The organism is Pseudomonas marginalis (assembly GCF_008692035.1).
Taxonomy (GTDB): domain Bacteria; phylum Pseudomonadota; class Gammaproteobacteria; order Pseudomonadales; family Pseudomonadaceae; genus Aquipseudomonas; species Aquipseudomonas marginalis.
In genome coordinates this window covers 1,702,005-1,717,233 of the sequence record NZ_VTFG01000001.1, presented here as the reverse complement: position 1 = coordinate 1,717,233, position 15,229 = coordinate 1,702,005, and the positions used below count along the sequence as shown (strand labels likewise).

General features: G+C 64.1%; 15 protein-coding genes. 7 read left to right on the top strand and 8 right to left on the bottom strand.

Annotation, left to right across the window (positions count from 1 at the left end):
• Nucleotides 1-30: 30 nt before the first annotated feature.
• Nucleotides 31-894 carry an MBL fold metallo-hydrolase gene (locus tag FX984_RS07665; protein ID WP_146477049.1) on the bottom strand — a complete coding sequence of 288 codons (864 nt, stop codon included), beginning with the start codon at nucleotides 892-894 and terminating at the stop codon, nucleotides 31-33.
• Between the two features lie 94 nt (nucleotides 895-988).
• On the opposite strand from FX984_RS07665, the gene FX984_RS07660 reads away from it, so the two are divergent.
• The 5 genes from FX984_RS07660 (at nucleotide 989) to FX984_RS07640 (ending at nucleotide 6,594) form a co-directional block, all read left to right on the top strand.
• On the top strand, nucleotides 989-1,324 hold the full coding sequence (locus FX984_RS07660; RefSeq protein ID WP_017527038.1) for an ArsR/SmtB family transcription factor: 336 nt from the start codon (nucleotides 989-991) through the stop codon (nucleotides 1,322-1,324).
• 51 nt (nucleotides 1,325-1,375) lie between these two features.
• Nucleotides 1,376-2,620, top strand: coding sequence for an NAD(P)/FAD-dependent oxidoreductase (locus FX984_RS07655; protein WP_146477051.1), 1,245 nt, complete (start codon nucleotides 1,376-1,378; stop codon nucleotides 2,618-2,620).
• A complete protein-coding gene (locus FX984_RS07650) occupies nucleotides 2,621-3,427 on the top strand; it encodes a sulfite exporter TauE/SafE family protein (protein WP_146477053.1) in 807 nt (268 codons plus the stop codon).
• 139 nt (nucleotides 3,428-3,566) lie between these two features.
• Nucleotides 3,567-4,712: a nitric oxide-sensing protein NosP gene (gene nosP, locus FX984_RS07645; protein WP_098479114.1), complete on the top strand. Its 1,146-nt coding sequence runs from the start codon at nucleotides 3,567-3,569 to the stop codon at nucleotides 4,710-4,712.
• Nucleotides 4,654-6,594, top strand: coding sequence for a PAS domain-containing hybrid sensor histidine kinase/response regulator (locus FX984_RS07640; protein ID WP_146477055.1), 1,941 nt, complete (start codon nucleotides 4,654-4,656; stop codon nucleotides 6,592-6,594). The genes nosP and FX984_RS07640 overlap by 59 nt, the downstream gene beginning before the upstream one ends.
• Before the next feature lie 693 nt (nucleotides 6,595-7,287).
• Here FX984_RS07640 and FX984_RS07635 read toward each other — a convergent pair.
• From FX984_RS07635 to FX984_RS07610, 6 genes are all read right to left on the bottom strand, one after another.
• Nucleotides 7,288-7,953: a response regulator transcription factor gene (locus FX984_RS07635; RefSeq protein WP_032889994.1), complete on the bottom strand. Its 666-nt coding sequence runs from the start codon at nucleotides 7,951-7,953 to the stop codon at nucleotides 7,288-7,290.
• A gap of 15 nt (nucleotides 7,954-7,968) precedes the next feature.
• Nucleotides 7,969-8,517: a PQQ-dependent catabolism-associated CXXCW motif protein gene (locus FX984_RS07630; protein ID WP_027606196.1), complete on the bottom strand. Its 549-nt coding sequence runs from the start codon at nucleotides 8,515-8,517 to the stop codon at nucleotides 7,969-7,971.
• Nucleotides 8,518-8,624: 107 nt separating this feature from the next.
• Nucleotides 8,625-9,416, bottom strand: coding sequence for an ABC transporter permease (locus tag FX984_RS07625; protein WP_146477057.1), 792 nt, complete (start codon nucleotides 9,414-9,416; stop codon nucleotides 8,625-8,627).
• Nucleotides 9,413-10,153, bottom strand: a complete 741-nt coding sequence (locus FX984_RS07620) for an ABC transporter ATP-binding protein (RefSeq protein WP_146477059.1) — start codon at nucleotides 10,151-10,153, stop codon at nucleotides 9,413-9,415. Before FX984_RS07620 ends, FX984_RS07625 begins: the two co-directional genes overlap by 4 nt.
• On the bottom strand, nucleotides 10,150-11,109 hold the full coding sequence (locus tag FX984_RS07615; protein ID WP_027606199.1) for a YVTN family beta-propeller repeat protein: 960 nt from the start codon (nucleotides 11,107-11,109) through the stop codon (nucleotides 10,150-10,152). The genes FX984_RS07620 and FX984_RS07615 overlap by 4 nt, the downstream gene beginning before the upstream one ends.
• Nucleotides 11,110-11,139: 30 nt before the next feature.
• Nucleotides 11,140-12,312 carry an ABC transporter substrate-binding protein gene (locus tag FX984_RS07610; protein ID WP_027606200.1) on the bottom strand — a complete coding sequence of 391 codons (1,173 nt, stop codon included), beginning with the start codon at nucleotides 12,310-12,312 and terminating at the stop codon, nucleotides 11,140-11,142.
• A 168-nt stretch (nucleotides 12,313-12,480) separates the two neighbouring features.
• On the opposite strand from FX984_RS07610, the gene FX984_RS07605 reads away from it, so the two are divergent.
• Together FX984_RS07605 and FX984_RS07600 are read left to right on the top strand one after the other, a co-directional pair.
• The gene (locus FX984_RS07605; RefSeq protein ID WP_027606201.1) at nucleotides 12,481-13,743 is read left to right on the top strand and encodes a sensor histidine kinase; all 1,263 of its coding nucleotides are present in this window, start codon (nucleotides 12,481-12,483) and stop codon (nucleotides 13,741-13,743) included.
• Nucleotides 13,740-14,366, top strand: coding sequence for a response regulator transcription factor (locus tag FX984_RS07600; protein ID WP_065948415.1), 627 nt, complete (start codon nucleotides 13,740-13,742; stop codon nucleotides 14,364-14,366). Before FX984_RS07605 ends, FX984_RS07600 begins: the two co-directional genes overlap by 4 nt.
• A 17-nt stretch (nucleotides 14,367-14,383) precedes the next feature.
• Here FX984_RS07600 and FX984_RS07595 read toward each other — a convergent pair whose 3' ends face one another.
• The gene (locus tag FX984_RS07595) at nucleotides 14,384-15,031 is read right to left on the bottom strand and encodes a pentapeptide repeat-containing protein (protein ID WP_027606203.1); all 648 of its coding nucleotides are present in this window, start codon (nucleotides 15,029-15,031) and stop codon (nucleotides 14,384-14,386) included.
• Nucleotides 15,032-15,229 lie beyond the last annotated feature (198 nt).

The following is a 15,229-nucleotide window of genomic DNA, read 5'->3' as shown; positions in this document are numbered from 1 at the left end:
GGAACGGCATGGACGCCATGCAGGGCGGCTTTACAACTGGTTCAACGGAATCTTCAAGTACACCACCCCATTCTCCTCCGCTGGCGGCATATTCCCCGCCCGCACATTCACCTGGATCGCCGGCAACAACAGCGTGGGCATCCCCAGCCCGGCATCGCGCTGGGTGCGCATCGTCACGAACGCCGCTTCATCCACTCCGTCATGCACATGAATATTGCCCGCGCGTTGTTCCGCCACGGTGGTCAGGCATTTGGCCTCGCGGCCTTCGGGCGGGTAGTCATGGCACACGTACAGCTGGGTGTCGGGGGCAAAGGCCAAGAGCTTGCGCATCGATGCATACAGCTGGCGCGCATCGCCGCCGGGGAAGTCGCAGCGGGCGGTGCCGACATCTGGCATGAACAGGGTGTCGCCCACCAGGATCAAGCGGTCGTCGATCAGGTAGGCCATGTCCGCCGGGGTATGCCCGGGCACGTGCAGGGCCTGGGCCTTGATGGTGCCGATGTGGAAGATTTCATCCGGCGCGAACAGGTGGTCGAACTGCGAGCCATCGACGCGAAATTCCGGCTCCAGGTTGAACAGGTGCTTGAACACGTCCTGCACCTTGCTGATCGCCTGGCCGATGGCAATCTTGCCGCCCAGGGTGCGGCGCAGGTACGGCGCGGCCGACAGGTGGTCGGCGTGGGCGTGGGTTTCCAGCAGCCATTGCACCTGCAAGTCGTGCTCACGCACAAAGGCGATGACCTTGTCGGCCTGGGCGGTGTCGGTGCGCCCGGAGGCCGGGTCGTAGTTGAGCACCGAATCGACGATGGCGCAGGGGCCGCCGTCTGCTTCATAGACGACATAGGTGTAGGTCGACGACGCCTCGTCCAGAAAGGAATGAATCAACGCTGACATGACGGCTGCCCCTGATGTTGAAAAAAGTGATTACAATCACTTTACATTTACACATAATGTTTTGAGCTTAAGTGACGCAAAGGACCCGAGGCAAATGGAATCTACTCTGAGTGAAGGCGAAGTCGCCCAGTTGCGCGCGTCGGCATCCAAGGCCTGTGCCTTGCTCAAGGCCCTGGCCAATGAGGATCGCCTGTTGATCCTGTGCCAACTGACCCAGGGCGAACGCAACGTCGGCGAGCTGGAAACCATGACCGGCGTACGCCAGCCCACGCTGTCACAGCAGTTGGGCATCCTGCGTGACGAAGGGCTGGTCGCCACCCGTCGCGAAGGCAAGTACATCTTCTACGGGCTGGCCAGCCACGAAGTGATCCAAGTGATGAAGACACTGTCCGGCCTTTACTGCGGCGCGGTGATAAAAAGCTGGGCGTGATGCCATACGGCAGCGACCCTTGTGTGCATTGACGATAAAAGGCAATAGACCATGACCGACCAACACTGGGGGCCAACCATCAGTGGCGATATCGTCGTCATCGGCGGCGGTTCGGCAGGCATCGGCCTGCTGGCCAGCCTGCTCAAGCGCGACCCCGACCTCAACATCACCCTGATCGAACCCTGCGACCAGCACTGCTACCAGCCGGCCTGGACCCTGGTCGGCGGCGGCGCCTACGACCTGGAAAAGACCCGACGCCCCCTGGCCGACGTGCTGCCCAATGGCGTCACCTGGGTGCAGGCTGCCGTTACCGAGTTGTTGCCGGATGAGCGCGCCCTGGTGCTCGACAGCGGCCAGCGGGTGACCTGGAACCACCTGATCGTCTGCCCCGGCCTGCGCCTGGCCTGGGAGAAAGTCGAGGGCCTGGAAGACACGTTGGGCCGCAACGGCGTCACGTCCAACTACAGCTATGAGCACGCGGCGTATACCTGGCAGCTGGTGCAGCAGTTGAAGCGCGGCAAGGCGATCTTTACCCAGCCGGCCATGCCGATCAAATGTGCGGGTGCACCGCAAAAGGCCATGTACCTGTCCTGCGATCACTGGCTCAGGCACGGTGACCTCAAGCACATCGACGTCGAATTCAACCTGGCCGGCGCGGCACTGTTCGGCGTGGCGACTTTTGTGCCACCGCTGATGAAGTACGTGGAGAAGTACAACGCGCGCCTGGCGTTCAACGCCAACCTGGTCAAGGTCGACGGCCCGGCGCGCAAGGCCTGGTTCGAGGTGAAGGACGCCGAGGGCACTATCACCCTCGAGGAAAAATCCTTCGACTTGCTGCACGTTGTCCCCCCGCAGGTTTCTCCGGAGTTTATCCGCCAAAGCCCGCTGGCCGACGCTGCCGGCTGGTGCGAGGTGAACCCCCACAGCCTGCAACACCAGCGCTACCCGCAGATCTTCGGCCTGGGCGATGTGTGCGGCACCCCCAACGCCAAGACCGCCGCCGCCGTGCGCAAGCAAATCGTGGTGGTCGCCGAAAACCTGCTGGCCCTGCGCAAACAGGCGCCGCTGCCGCTCAAGTACGACGGCTATGGTTCGTGCCCGCTGACGGTGGAGAAGGGCAAGGTGGTGCTGGCCGAGTTCGGCTACGGCGGCAAGTTGCTGCCGACCTTTCCCCTCGACCCGACCCGGGCACGCCGTTCGATGTGGTTTCTCAAGGCGACGTTGCTGCCGTGGTTCTACTGGAACGGCATGCTCAAGGGCCGCGAGTGGCTGACCCGTCTGAGCAAGGTGGACTGAATGCTGCTGGCGAGCGTTTTAGGCGTGTTGATGGGCCTGGTCATGGGCCTGACCGGCGCGGGCGGCGGCATCCTCGGGGTGCCGGCGTTGGTGCTGGGGTTGGGCTTGACCATGACCCAGGCCGCGCCGGTGTCGTTGCTTGCGGTGGGGGCGGCAGCGGCCGTCGGGGCGATTGACGGGTTACGTCACGGCCTGGTGCGTTACCGCGCCGCGCTGTTGATCGCCTTGCTCGGCGCGCTGTTTTCGCCGGTCGGGGTGTTTCTCGCCCACCAGTTGCCGGAGCCGGCGCTGATGGGCCTGTTCAGTGTCTTGATGGTGCTGGTGGCCTGGCGCATGTTGCAGCGCGAAAAGCTCGAGGCCGGGCCGAGTGACCATGGCGCGGCGTCCTGGGGCCAGAAGAACTGCATGCTCAACCAGCAGACCGGGCGCCTGGCCTGGACCGCCAAATGCAGCGCCACCCTGGCCGCACTGGGCGCGGTAACGGGGGCAGTCTCGGGGTTGCTCGGGGTGGGCGGCGGCTTTTTGATCGTGCCGGCGTTCAAGCAACTCACCGACGTGCAGATGCGCGGCATCGTCGCCACGTCGCTGATGGTGATCAGCCTGATTTCGCTGATCGGCGTGGCTGGCGCGTTCCATGCCGGTGTGCGCATCGAACCCGTGGGCTGGGTGTTTATCGCGGCGAGCATCGTCGGCATGCTGATCGGCCGGCGCCTGTGTTCGGTGATCCCCGCCCGCACCTTGCAGGTGGGGTTTGCCAGCCTGTGTGTGGTGGTTGCAGCTGGAATGCTTGTGAACGCTTTGCTGTGAATTTGAAATGCCGTCCAACAGTTGAATCTCCCTTGTTTTTGAGCGATTCATCCCATCGCATCCCCCCACCCAGTACCCAAGTAGCATAGGTCCCGTCCCCCGCCCTTCGTACACTCATGCTTCAGAGGGGGAGGCAACGATGCACAACAGTGAAGGCGTAGTCAGTGCCATGTCCCAGGCCACCGATGCCGGGCAGGCCGCCGAGGAGTTGGCGCGGCAACTGTTGCATCCGTACCTGGGCTTCGTGCTGTTTTTCTGCTCGGCGTCCTACGACCTGCAGGCCCTGGGCCGCGCCCTGCAGGAGTGTTTCGGCAACGTGCGCGTGGTGGGCTGCACCAGCGCCGGCGAGATCACGCCCCAGGGCTATGGGCGCAATTGCATTACGGCGATGGGCTTCAACCATGCGCACTTTTCCATCGCCACGGAACTGATCGACCAGGTGGAACACTTCAGCCTGATCGACGCCCAGCAGATGGTCGAACGTCTGGTCGGCGGTTGCCGCAGCAATACCCTGGCACCGATCAAGGGCAACACCTTCGCCCTGACCCTGCTCGATGGCCTGTCCAGCCGCGAAGAAGTGGTGCTCGCCGCCCTCAGCGCGGCGCTCGGCGACATTCCGCATTTCGGCGGTTCGGCCGGCGACGACAACTTCCTCACCCACACCCACGTGTACTTCAACGGCGCCTTCCACAGCGGCGCGGCGGTGGTGGTGCTGGTCAATACCTGGCTGGATTTCGAGGTGTTCACCACCCACCACATCCTGCCGCGCAGTGAAAAGCTGGTGGTGACCGGCGCCGACAGTCCGTCACGCCGGGTCTTCGAGCTTAACGCCGAACCCGCCGCCGAAGAGTACGCGCGGCATATCGGCGTGGCCGTGGCCGACCTCGACCACCGCGTCTTCGCCGCGCACCCGTTGGCGGTGCGCATCCACGACCAGTACTACGTGCGCGCGATCCAGCAAGTGCACGACGACCTGAGCCTGAGTTTCTACTGTGCGGTGGAAAACGGCATCGTCCTTACCGTGATGAAGCCCGGGCCGATCCTGCCAAACCTGCAAACCCTGTTCGACGGCCTGCAGACGCGCCTTGGCGACCTGCTGTTGACCATCGGCTGCGACTGCTTCCTGCGCCGCCTGGAGTTGGAAGACAGCGACAATCTGGAACAGATCGGCGGCTTCCTGCGTGACCAGCGGGTGATGGGTTTCAACACCTACGGAGAACAGTTCAATGGCATGCATATCAACCAGACCTTCACCGGGGTCGCCATTGCCCGAGGCCGGCGCTGAACTGCTCGCCCAGGTTGCCCAGCTGCAACAGGACAACCACAAGCTGGCACGGATCAACGCGGCGCTGATCGAGCGCATCGAGTCCGGCATGGCCCAGGGCAATAACCCTTACACCACCTTCCAGCATTCGGTGGTGCTGGCCGAGCAGGTGCGCGAACGCACCGACGCGCTGAACCAGGCGATGGCCGAACTCAAGGCCAGCAACCACTTGCTGATCAATGCCCGGCTGCGCGCCGAAACCCTGCGCGGCGAACAGGCGGCGGCGCAAAAGGCCCAGGAAAGCGAACGCTGGATTCGCCTGATCACCGATAACGTCCCGGCCCTGATCGGCTACCTGAATGCCGACCTGGTCTATGAGTTCACCAACAAAGTCTATGAAGAATGGTATTGCTGGCCGCGCGGCATGATGCTCGGCCAGAGCCTGCGCGAAGTCCACAGCGAACAGCATTGCCAGCGCCTGGACGCCTACGTCGCCCGCGCCCTGGCCGGGGAGAGCGTGACCTTCGAGTTCGCCGAGACCAATATCAATAACCAGGAGCGCTACATGCTGCGCTCCTATGTGCCGAATATGCTGGCCAGCGGCGAAGTGGTGGGGATCTTCGTGCTGATCCGCGACATCACCGAACGCCGCCGCACCGCCGAAGCCCTGCACCAGGCCTATCAGCACCTGGAGCAGCGCGTGGCCCAGCGCACCTCGGAGCTCACCGCGCTTAACGACCAGTTGTTGCAGGAGATCGACGAGCGCCGGCGCATGGAGGCGCGCCTGCGCGAAGCCAAGCTCGAGGCCGAGCAGGCCAACCTGTCGAAAACCAAATTCCTCGCCGCTGTCAGCCATGACCTGCTGCAACCTTTGAACGCGGCGCGCCTGTTCACCAGCGCACTGCTGGAGCGGCCCAGCGAAACCCTGGTGCGCAACGTGAGCAATTCCCTGGAAGACGTGGAAAACCTGCTGGGCACCCTGGTGGATATTTCCAAGCTGGATGCCGGGGTGATCAAGGCCGACATCGCGCCGTTTGCCCTGAGCGAACTGCTGGATAACCTGGCCGCCGAGTACACCGAATTGGCCCGCAGCGAGGGCCTGGAATTGCATTTTGTCGGTTGTTCGGCGCTGGTGCGCAGCGATATTCAGTTGCTGGCGCGGATCCTGCGCAACCTGCTGAGCAATGCGCTTCGCTACACCTACAAGGGGCGGGTGGTACTGGGCTGTCGCCGCCAGCATCAGCGTTTGTCGATCCAGGTGTGGGACAGCGGCATGGGCATCGCCGAGGAGCGGTTGGAGGAGATTTTCCAGGAGTTCAAGCGCGGCGATGTGCAGCGGCCCGACCAGGACCGTGGGCTGGGCCTGGGGCTGGCGATCGTGGAAAAGATCGCCGGGATCCTGGGGCATCGCATCAGCGTCAAATCCTGGCCGGGCAAGGGCTCGATGTTCTCGGTGGAGGTGCCGTTGAGCGCCACGGCGCCCAAGTCTCTGCCGATCCTGGCCATGAGCGAACCGATGCTCGAACGCCTGCAAGGCGCGCGGGTGTGGGTGCTGGATAACGACGCGGCGATCTGCGCGGGCATGCGCACCTTGCTCGAAGGCTGGGGCTGCCAGGTGATCACCGCGTTGTCCGAGCAGGACCTGGCGCGCCAGGTGGACAACTACCATGCCGAAGCCGACTTGCTGATCGCCGACTACCACCTCGACGACGACAAGAACGGCGTCGACGCCGTCGCCCGCATCAATGGACGCCGCGGCCGCGCGATACCGGCGCTGATGATCACCGCCAACTACAGCAATGAACTCAAGCTGCAAATTCGCGAGTTGGGGCACACGCTGATGCACAAGCCGGTGCGGCCGATGAAACTCAAGACCGCCATGAGCCACCTGCTCGGAAAATGAACGGCGAAATACCCACAAGTGGAGATCAAAATGTGGGAGGGGGCTTGCTCCCGATAGCGGTGGGTCAGTCGACATCATAACTGACTGATACACCGCCATCGGGGGCAAGCCCCCTCCCACCTTTGATTTGTGTTGGGTCTGGAAGATTGGCGGCGCTGATGCTCAAGACTGCCATGAGCCACCTGCTCTGCCGGTCCTGACAAACAGAGAACCAATGTGGGAGGGGGCTTGCCCCGATAGCGGTGGTTCAGTCAAGTAGATGCCGACTGCTCCACTGCCATCGGGAGCAAGCCCCCTCCCACATTTTATTTGTGTTGTGTCTGGAAGATTGGCGGCGCTGATGCTCAAGACTGCCATGAGCCACCTGCTCGGCCGGCCCTGACAAACAGAGAACCAATGTGGGAGGGGGCTTGCCCCCGATAGCGGTGGTTCAGTCAAGTAGATGCCGACTGCTCCACTGCCATCGGGAGCAAGCCCCCTCCCACATTTTATTTGTGTTGTGTCTGGAAGATTGGCGGCGCTGATGCTCAAGACTGCCATGAGCCACCTGCTCGGCCGGCCCTGACAAACAGAGAACCAATGTGGGAGGGGGCTTGCCCCCGATAGCGGTGGTTCAGTCAAGTAGATGCCGACTGCTCCACTGCCATCGGGAGCAAGCCCCTCCCACATTTTATTTGTGTTGTGTCAGATGGGTCAGCGGCGCAGGTACGAGCCGAAATCGATATCCCCGGCACTGAGGATCGCCTGCACCCGGTTATGTACATTCAACTTGCGCAGGATCGCCGACACATGGGCCTTCACCGTGGTCTCGGCAATTTCCAGGGTGTAGGCGATCTGCTTGTTCGACTCGCCCTTGGTCATGCGCTCCAGCACCAGCAACTGCTTGCGTGTCAGGGCTTGCAGCAGTTCGGGGGCGAAGCCGGGGTTTTCGTTGAGGCGTCGGTGGGTGCCGGGTTTCTGGGTGCGGATGATGTCCGGCGGCAGGTACACGTTGCCGTTGAGAATCTGCTGGATCGCCTCGGTCATTTGCAGGCGCGGCGAGGATTTGGTGATAAAACCCACGGCGCCGTAGGTGATGGCTTGCAGCACGATCTGCTTGTCCTGCTCGGCCGAGACGATCACCACCGGAATGGTCGGCGCCTCGTTGCGCAGGTTGATCAGGCCATTGAGGCCATGCATGCCGGGCATGTTCAGGTCGAGCAGGATCAGGTCGAGGTCGTCGTGTTCCTGGGTCAATGCCAGGGCGCTGTCGAGGTCGGCGGTTTCCATCACTTCGCTGCCGGGGAAGCCGTCGCTGATGACGTTATGGATCGCTTCGCGAAACAGTGGGTGATCGTCGGCAATCAGGATTTTGTACATGGCCGTTCACCTTTCTTATTGTGAGGTTTGAAATGGCTCGGGTTGGGCGACCGTCACCGGCAGCTTCGCCGCTTCCCAGGCATCCAGGCCGTCGCGATACCAGTACACAGAGGTATAGCCGAGGTTGGCGGCACGTTTTACCGCGTTCCAACTCAGCCAGCAATCGGAGCGGCAATAGAAGACCAACGGTCGCTTGAGGTCGCCGCCGCTGTAGGCATACAAGTGGCGCACGAAATAGCTTTGCCACTCCGGCGTCAGGTCGCCGTCGCCGGTATTGGCCAGCCAATGGCTGCCGGGCAGGTTGGCGTGGGGCTGGTCTTCGATGAAGCGGCCTTGCAGCCATTGGCGGCGGTACACATCGATCAGCACCGGCGCCGGGCTTTGGTTGAGCAGGGTTTGCAGGGCCGCGGTGTCGACAATCGTGGCGCCTGGCAGGTGGTCGGGCGTGGGGCTGCGGTACAGGCTGATGCGGTAGCCCTCGGCGGAAAACAGCGGGGTGTCGGCCTGGACGTGGGCGACGAACAGGCACAGCAGCGCCAATAGAGGCAGTCGGGCAGGCAGCATGGCAGGGCAATCCTTATCGTTATGCGCGCATTACACGTGAGTCCCGAGCCCTTGGGAATGCGACGATAGACAGGAAAACCAGTACCAAAGTAGTAGTTTTGCCGCCTTCAGCCCTTTTTGCGCAACGCCGCATGCTGGGGATTGAAGGTCAGCACCGCCAACACCGCGAACAGCACGGTCAAGCCCAGGCACACCCCCAGGGCCAGGCCGGCGAAGCGTTGGTACAGGGCAAAGCGCACCAACTCCACGGCGTGGGTAAACGGGTTGACCGCGCACAGCCAGTACAGCCATTCGCTGGAGTCGCGCATCTTCCACAACGGGTACAGCGCCGATGACAGGAAAAACAGCGGGAAGATCACGAAGTTCATCACCCCGGCAAAGTTCTCCAGTTGGCGGATCGCGTTCGACAGCAGCAAGCCCAGGGCACTCAACATCAAGGCCACCAGCAGCAACGCCGGCAGGGCGACGACCAGCCCCATGGCCGGCGGTTGCACGCCGTACACCCAGGCGATCGCCAGGAATCCATACACCTGCAAGAGCGAAATCAGCGCGGTGGCCAACAGCTTGCTGCACAGCAAAAACGTGCGCGGCAACGGGCTGGTCAGCAGCACGCGCATGCTGCCCATCTCGCGGTCGTAGACCATCGACAGCGAGCCCTGCATGCCGTTGAACAGCAGGATCATGCAGGCCAGCCCCGGGACGATGTACACCTCGTAGGGGATATAGGTGTCGTAGGGCTCGATCACCGAGATGCCCAACGCGGCGCGGAACCCGGCGGCGAACACCAGCAGCCACAGCAAGGGGCGCACCAGCGCACTGAGAAACCGCGTGCGCTGCAACACAAAGCGCAGCCATTCGCGCAGCACGATGCCGCGCAGGCATTGCCAGTAAGCGTTCATGCCGCCGCTCCCGTCGTGGTGGGGCGGGTCAAGCGCGCGAACACGCTGCCCAGATCGCCGCCTTGCTGCGCGATCAAGGCAGCGACTTGCCCACTGGCCACCAGGCGGCCCTGATGCAGGATCATCAAGGCATCGTCGGCCTGTACTTCGTCGAGCAGGTGAGTGGTCCACAGCACGCTGATGCCCTGTTCGCGGCACAGGCCGCGCACGTGCTGGTTCAGCGCCAGGCGGCTGGCGGGGTCGAGGCCGACGCTGGCCTCATCCAACAGCAGCAGGCGCGGCTCATGCAGCAATGCGCGGGCGATTTCCACGCGGCGGCGGTGCCCGCCGTTGAGCTCGCGGACTTTTTCCCGGCGCCGTTCGGTGAGGGCCTGGCGGGCCAGTTCGGCGGCGACGCGCAGGTCGGTCTGGCGCCGCGATAAACCATGCAGCGCGGCGTGGTAGCGCAGGTTCTGTTCCACGCTCAAATCCAGGTCCAGGGTGCTTTGCTGGAACACCACACCCAGTTGTGTAAGGGCCGCACGCGGCGCCTCACGCAGGGAATGACCGCCCACGCGAATGTCGCCGCTTTGCAGGTCATACAGCCGCGTGAGCAGGGCGATCAAGGTGGATTTGCCGGCGCCATTGGGCCCCAGCAGCGCCGCAAAGCGCCCTGGTGCCAGGCTGAAACTCACCTCGCACAAGGCCTGCCGTGCGCCATAGGCGAAGCTCAGCTCGCGCACTTCCAGGGCGTTCATGGCGTGACCACCACGCCCCACGGATAACGCCCGACCTTCACCGACTTGATCACCTTTAGGCTGTCCACATCGATCACCGACACATCACCGCTCACGCCGTTGGTGGCCAGCAACTGTTTCTCGTCCGGGGTAAATGCCATCTGCCACACGCGGCGGCCCACCAACAGGTAGTCGAGGACCTCGAAGGTCTTGGCGTCGATCACGGCCACATGGTTGGCCGGGCCGAGGGCGACAAAGCCGTACTTGCCGTCGGCGCTGAGCTTGATGCCGACCGGCTGGACTTTGTCCGGGTGCACGCCCTTGATCTTGAAGGTCAGGGTCTTGAGGATCGCGCGGCTGGCCACGTCGAGGATGGTCACGGTGCCGCCGATTTCCGCCGAGGCCCACAGCTGCGAGCCATCGTGGTTGAACTCGACGAAGCGCGGGCGCTGGTCCACCAGGGTGCTGTCGGCCAGGGTTTGGGTGCTGGTGTCGATCCAGTGCAGCATGTTGGTGGTTTCGCTGGTGTTCACCGCCCACTTGCCATCCGGGCTCACGGCCATGCCTTCGGGCTCGACGCCGACGTTGATCTGGCCGAGCACCTTGGAGGTCTCGGTGTCGATCACGGTGACCAGCGCATCGTCTTCGTTGGACACGTACAGCCAGCGGTTATTGGGGTGCAGGGCGAATTGCTCGGGGTCTTTGCCGGAGGGCAGTTCCTTGATGATCCTGCGCGTGGCCACGTCCATCACCTGCACGCGGTCCGAGTCGCTGGCGCAGATGTACAGCAGCTTGTTGTCATGGGACAGCAGCAAGCCTCGCGGACGCTGGCCGACCTTGAGGGTGTCGGTGACTTGCAGGGTCTGCATGTCGATCAGGCTCAGGCTGTTGTCTTTCTCGTTGGAGACCCAGGCGGTACTGGCCACGGCGTGCCCGGCGGCGAGTAGCAGGGCGCATGGGAGCAGGGTGCGGCGCATGGCGGATTCCTTATTATTGTGGGTAGGTGATCAAGGGAAGCGGCAGGTCACCTCGGGTTTGTCATAGCCCAGGCTGTCCATTTCGTTGGTGGGGTGCAGGAAACCGTCCTGGGGCGAGGTGCTGACCAGCGCGCGGGGCTGCACGATGGGAATCGGCTGGCGCAGTTGGCCGTTCCAGGGGCGGTAACTGAGCTTGCGGCCCTTGAACCCGTCCAGGGGCAGTTGCTCGCTGATGTCCAGTTGGCGGATCGCCATGGGCTCGACCTGGCGCAACTTGCTCACTGCACTGGCGACGCTGCGCACGGCCATCCAGGCGGCGAAGTCGCGGTCGTTCATCCAGCGCCCGGCCAGGGCCTCGAAGCGTTTCTGCAATTGGGCGGCGCCGTAGGTCTCGACGGTTTTGTGCCAGCCGGTGGGCGTCAGGCCCTGGGTGCCGGCGACGGGGCGCGGGTACCAGGTCTGGTAGGGCACGTACTCGCCGAAGTCGCCGCGCTCGTCGGCCACCAGCACCACGTCGTATTCGGCGGTCTGGGTGAACAGCGGCATATCCGCCTGGGCGCTGCGGCGTTGGTCGTTATCGAAACGCCAGGCCTTTTCCGCCACCAGCTGCACGCCGAAGCGTTTGGCGGCGCGCCGCAGGGCGGCGGCGTAGGCCTGGTCATCCTCGGTGGGGCCGACGATCAGCAGCGCTTTCTGCCATTTGCGCACGACCAGGAACTGCGCCAGCGCATCGGCGAGCATCGCGCGGCTGGGCAGCGTATGCAGCACGTTGCCCAGGCAGTCGCTGCTGCGCAGGCGGTCATCCGGGCTGCCGGCATTGAACAGCAGGCTGTCGGGCAACGCCGCGCTGAGTTGGCGCAGGCTGGCGGCGGGTGCGTTGATCACGAACAGGCGCAGGCCCTGGGCATGCTGGGCCTGGGCGGCGGCGAGCAGCGCGTCCGGAGTGTCCACCGTGGCGCTGGTCAGGCTGTAGCGCTGGTTGAGAAAGGCGCCGGTGCTGTTGCTGTCGATGATCGCCAGTTCAGCGCCACGCCGCCCGGCATCGGCGGGCTCGGCAATCACATTCGACAGCAGCGGCCCCGGATCGGGCCGATAACCCAGGTAGCCGATCTGCACCTGCAAGGGCGCTTCGGCGGCCTGGCCGGTGGCGGCCCAGGCGATCGCCAGCAGGCAGATCACGGCGTAGGGGGCGAGCTGGCGCATAGGGCACTCCATGACAGGTAGCGCCAGCATAGGAACCCTGAACGTCGCTGCAAATATGCAGAAAGTAGCGCTGGGGCAGTACCAAGGTAGTAGCCCCGGGTGCGCCGTGGGGTTTTAGCATGGAGCACCACGGGCTCTATCCACAGGAGTGACACCAGCATGCGCGTCTTGTCGGCCTTGTGGCGCATCAACCTATGGGTGTGCGGCTTCTTCATCCTGGTGGCCTGCGCCTGCACCGCGCTGTTGCTGCACCAGGCCCTGGCCGATGTGGAGCGCGAGCTGCAATCGGCCGAAGCGGTGGTGCACTACCTGAGCGAAACCGCCGCGCGCGATCCGGCCAGCCTGCAACCCCACCTCACCGCGAGTTTGCGTCATGTGCGTGTGCACTGGCTGGCGAGCGGCGACACCGTGCAAGCGCCGGACGCGGACGGGCTGGACGCCTGGCTCGGGCGCCTGTTGTTTGCCGAGGCGCGGCGCAGTGCCCAGGTGCTGGACTTGCCGGACGGCCGGCGTGTGTCCATCGCTGTCGACCCACGGGATGAAATCGACGAGGTCTGGGACTCCCTGCAACAATTGTTGGGCCTGTGCGCACTGGCTCTGGCCCTGAGCCTGTTGACCATCCGCTGGGCGGTGCGCCGGGGCATGGGCGTGCTGGATGAATTGCTGCGCGCACTGCAACAGGTGTGCGCCGGCCAGCTCAATGTGCGCCTGCGCAGCCAAGGCGCGCCGGAAGCACGCCAACTGGCGCTGCACTTCAACCGCATGACCGACGCCCTGGAGCAGGCGCGCACCGATAACACCCGGCTTACCCAGACCCTGCTGGCGGTGCAGGAGCAGGAGCGCACCCACCTGGCCCAGACCCTGCACGATGACCTCGGCCAATACCTGGCCGGCATTCGCGCCCAGGCCTGCCTGTTGCGCCTGGCCACCGACCAGCCGCACCTGCTGGCGCCCACGGTGGCGCAACTCGAGGATCACTGCGAGCACTTGCAGCAAGGCTTCCGGGCACTGGTCCACGACCTTTATCCGGTGGCCCTGCAACACATGCCGATGGCCGAGGCGTTTGCGCTGCTGGTCACCCAGTGGCAGGCCAGCCATGGCATTCCCTGCCACCTGCAGGTCAGCACCGACCTGCCGCTGTTGCCCGGCGCCAGCAAGACTCATCTGTACCGCCTGCTCCAGGAAGCCCTGACCAACATCCTGCGGCATGCCGACGCCAGCCAGGTGCACGTGCGCCTGCAACATCGCGGTTCGCGCCTGCGCCTGTGGGTGCGTGATAACGGTCGCGGTGCAGACACGCCCCAGCGGCCCGGCGTGGGCCTGTATTCAATGGCCGAACGCGCCCGTTGCCTGGGCGGCGAATTGAAGATCATCAGCCAGCCCGGCGCCGGCTGGGCGTTGGCGTTGAACATGCCGTTGGAGGCCTCATGAATATTCTGTTGGTGGATGACCACGCGGTGGTACGCCAGGGCTATGCCAGCCTGTTGCGTGCGCTGCTGCCGGCCGTTGAAGTGCGCGAGGCGGCCAGTGGCGAAGAGGCGTTGAGCCGGGTCCAGGAAGCGCTGCCGCACCTGGTGATCATGGACTTCGGCCTGCCGGGCATCAGCGGCCTGGAAACCACCCGGCGCCTGCGCCAGCGCCTGCCGCACCTGCGCGTGCTGTTTTTCAGCATGCACGACGAGTTGCCCCTGGTGCGCCAGGCCCTGGAGGCGGGCGCCTCGGGCTACCTGACCAAAACCTCGGCTCCCGAGGTGTTGATCGAAGCGGTGCGGCGCATCCTCGACGGTCACGCCTACATCGAACAGGCCCTGGCCACTGAACTGGCCTATACGCCCGGTGATCAACGTTTGCAGGGCATGACCCCGCGCGAGCTGGAAATCTTCCTGATGCTGGCCAGGGGCACGCCGACCCGAGCGATTGCCGACCAGCTGAATATCAGCAGCAAGACCGTGTCCAATCACCTGACCTTGCTCAAGAGCAAATTGCAGGTGAGTTCCCATGCCGAACTGGTGCACCTGGGGATCGACATGGGCGTGGTGCGGGTGGTTGGATAACAGCGTATGCGCGGGGGCTAGCGATCCCAGGTGGTGGGGCAGTCGATGCAGCCTTCCATATTGGCATCCTGGAAGTTCGCGTAGTGCTGGCGGCTGCCGGTGAGGGTGGCCTGTTCCAGGTTGCTCTCGCCGAACTTGGCTTCCTGCAGGTTGGCATCGCTGAGGTCGGCCCCTTGCAGGTCGGCCTTGCTCAACCAGGTCATTTCCAGGTCGGCCGCACGCAGGTTGGCCTTGTGCATTTTCGCCCCCGACAGCCGCGCAAATTGCAGGTAGGCCGCGCTGAGGTTGGCGTTTTCGAACTGCGCACCTTGGGCGAACAGGCCCCAACCCTGGATCGCCATCAGCGTGGCGCCTCTGAAGTCGGCCAGGCGCAGGTTGGCCTGTTGCAGGCTGGCGCGGGTCAGGTTGGCGCCTTGCAGTCGGGCTTTTTCCAGGTTGGCCAGGTCGAGGTTGGCATGGCGCAGATCCGCCTCGCGCAGGTCGGCGCCGGCCAGGTTCATCTTGCTCAAGTCCTGGTTGCGCAGGTTGGCGCCCTTGAGGTTGGCGCCGGGGCATTGGCTGTGTGCGGCGATGGTGCAGCCGTTGATGATCAGCGGCGCATCGTCGCCGTCGTCGGCGTGGGCCACGGGCAGGCAGAGCAGGAGTAACAAGGGCAGGTAGTTCATCGTACGACCTCTGGGGATCCTGTGGTGAGCGGGCTTGTTGTGGTGAGGGCCTTGCTGTGGTGAGCGGGCTTGTTGTGGTGAGTGGGCTTGCCCCGCGCTCGGCTGCGCAGCAGTCGTAAACCCTGAGCGCACGGAGGTGCTGGAGGAATGCCGGGGCCGCTTCGCAGCCCTGCGCGGGGCAAGCCCGCTCACCACAAG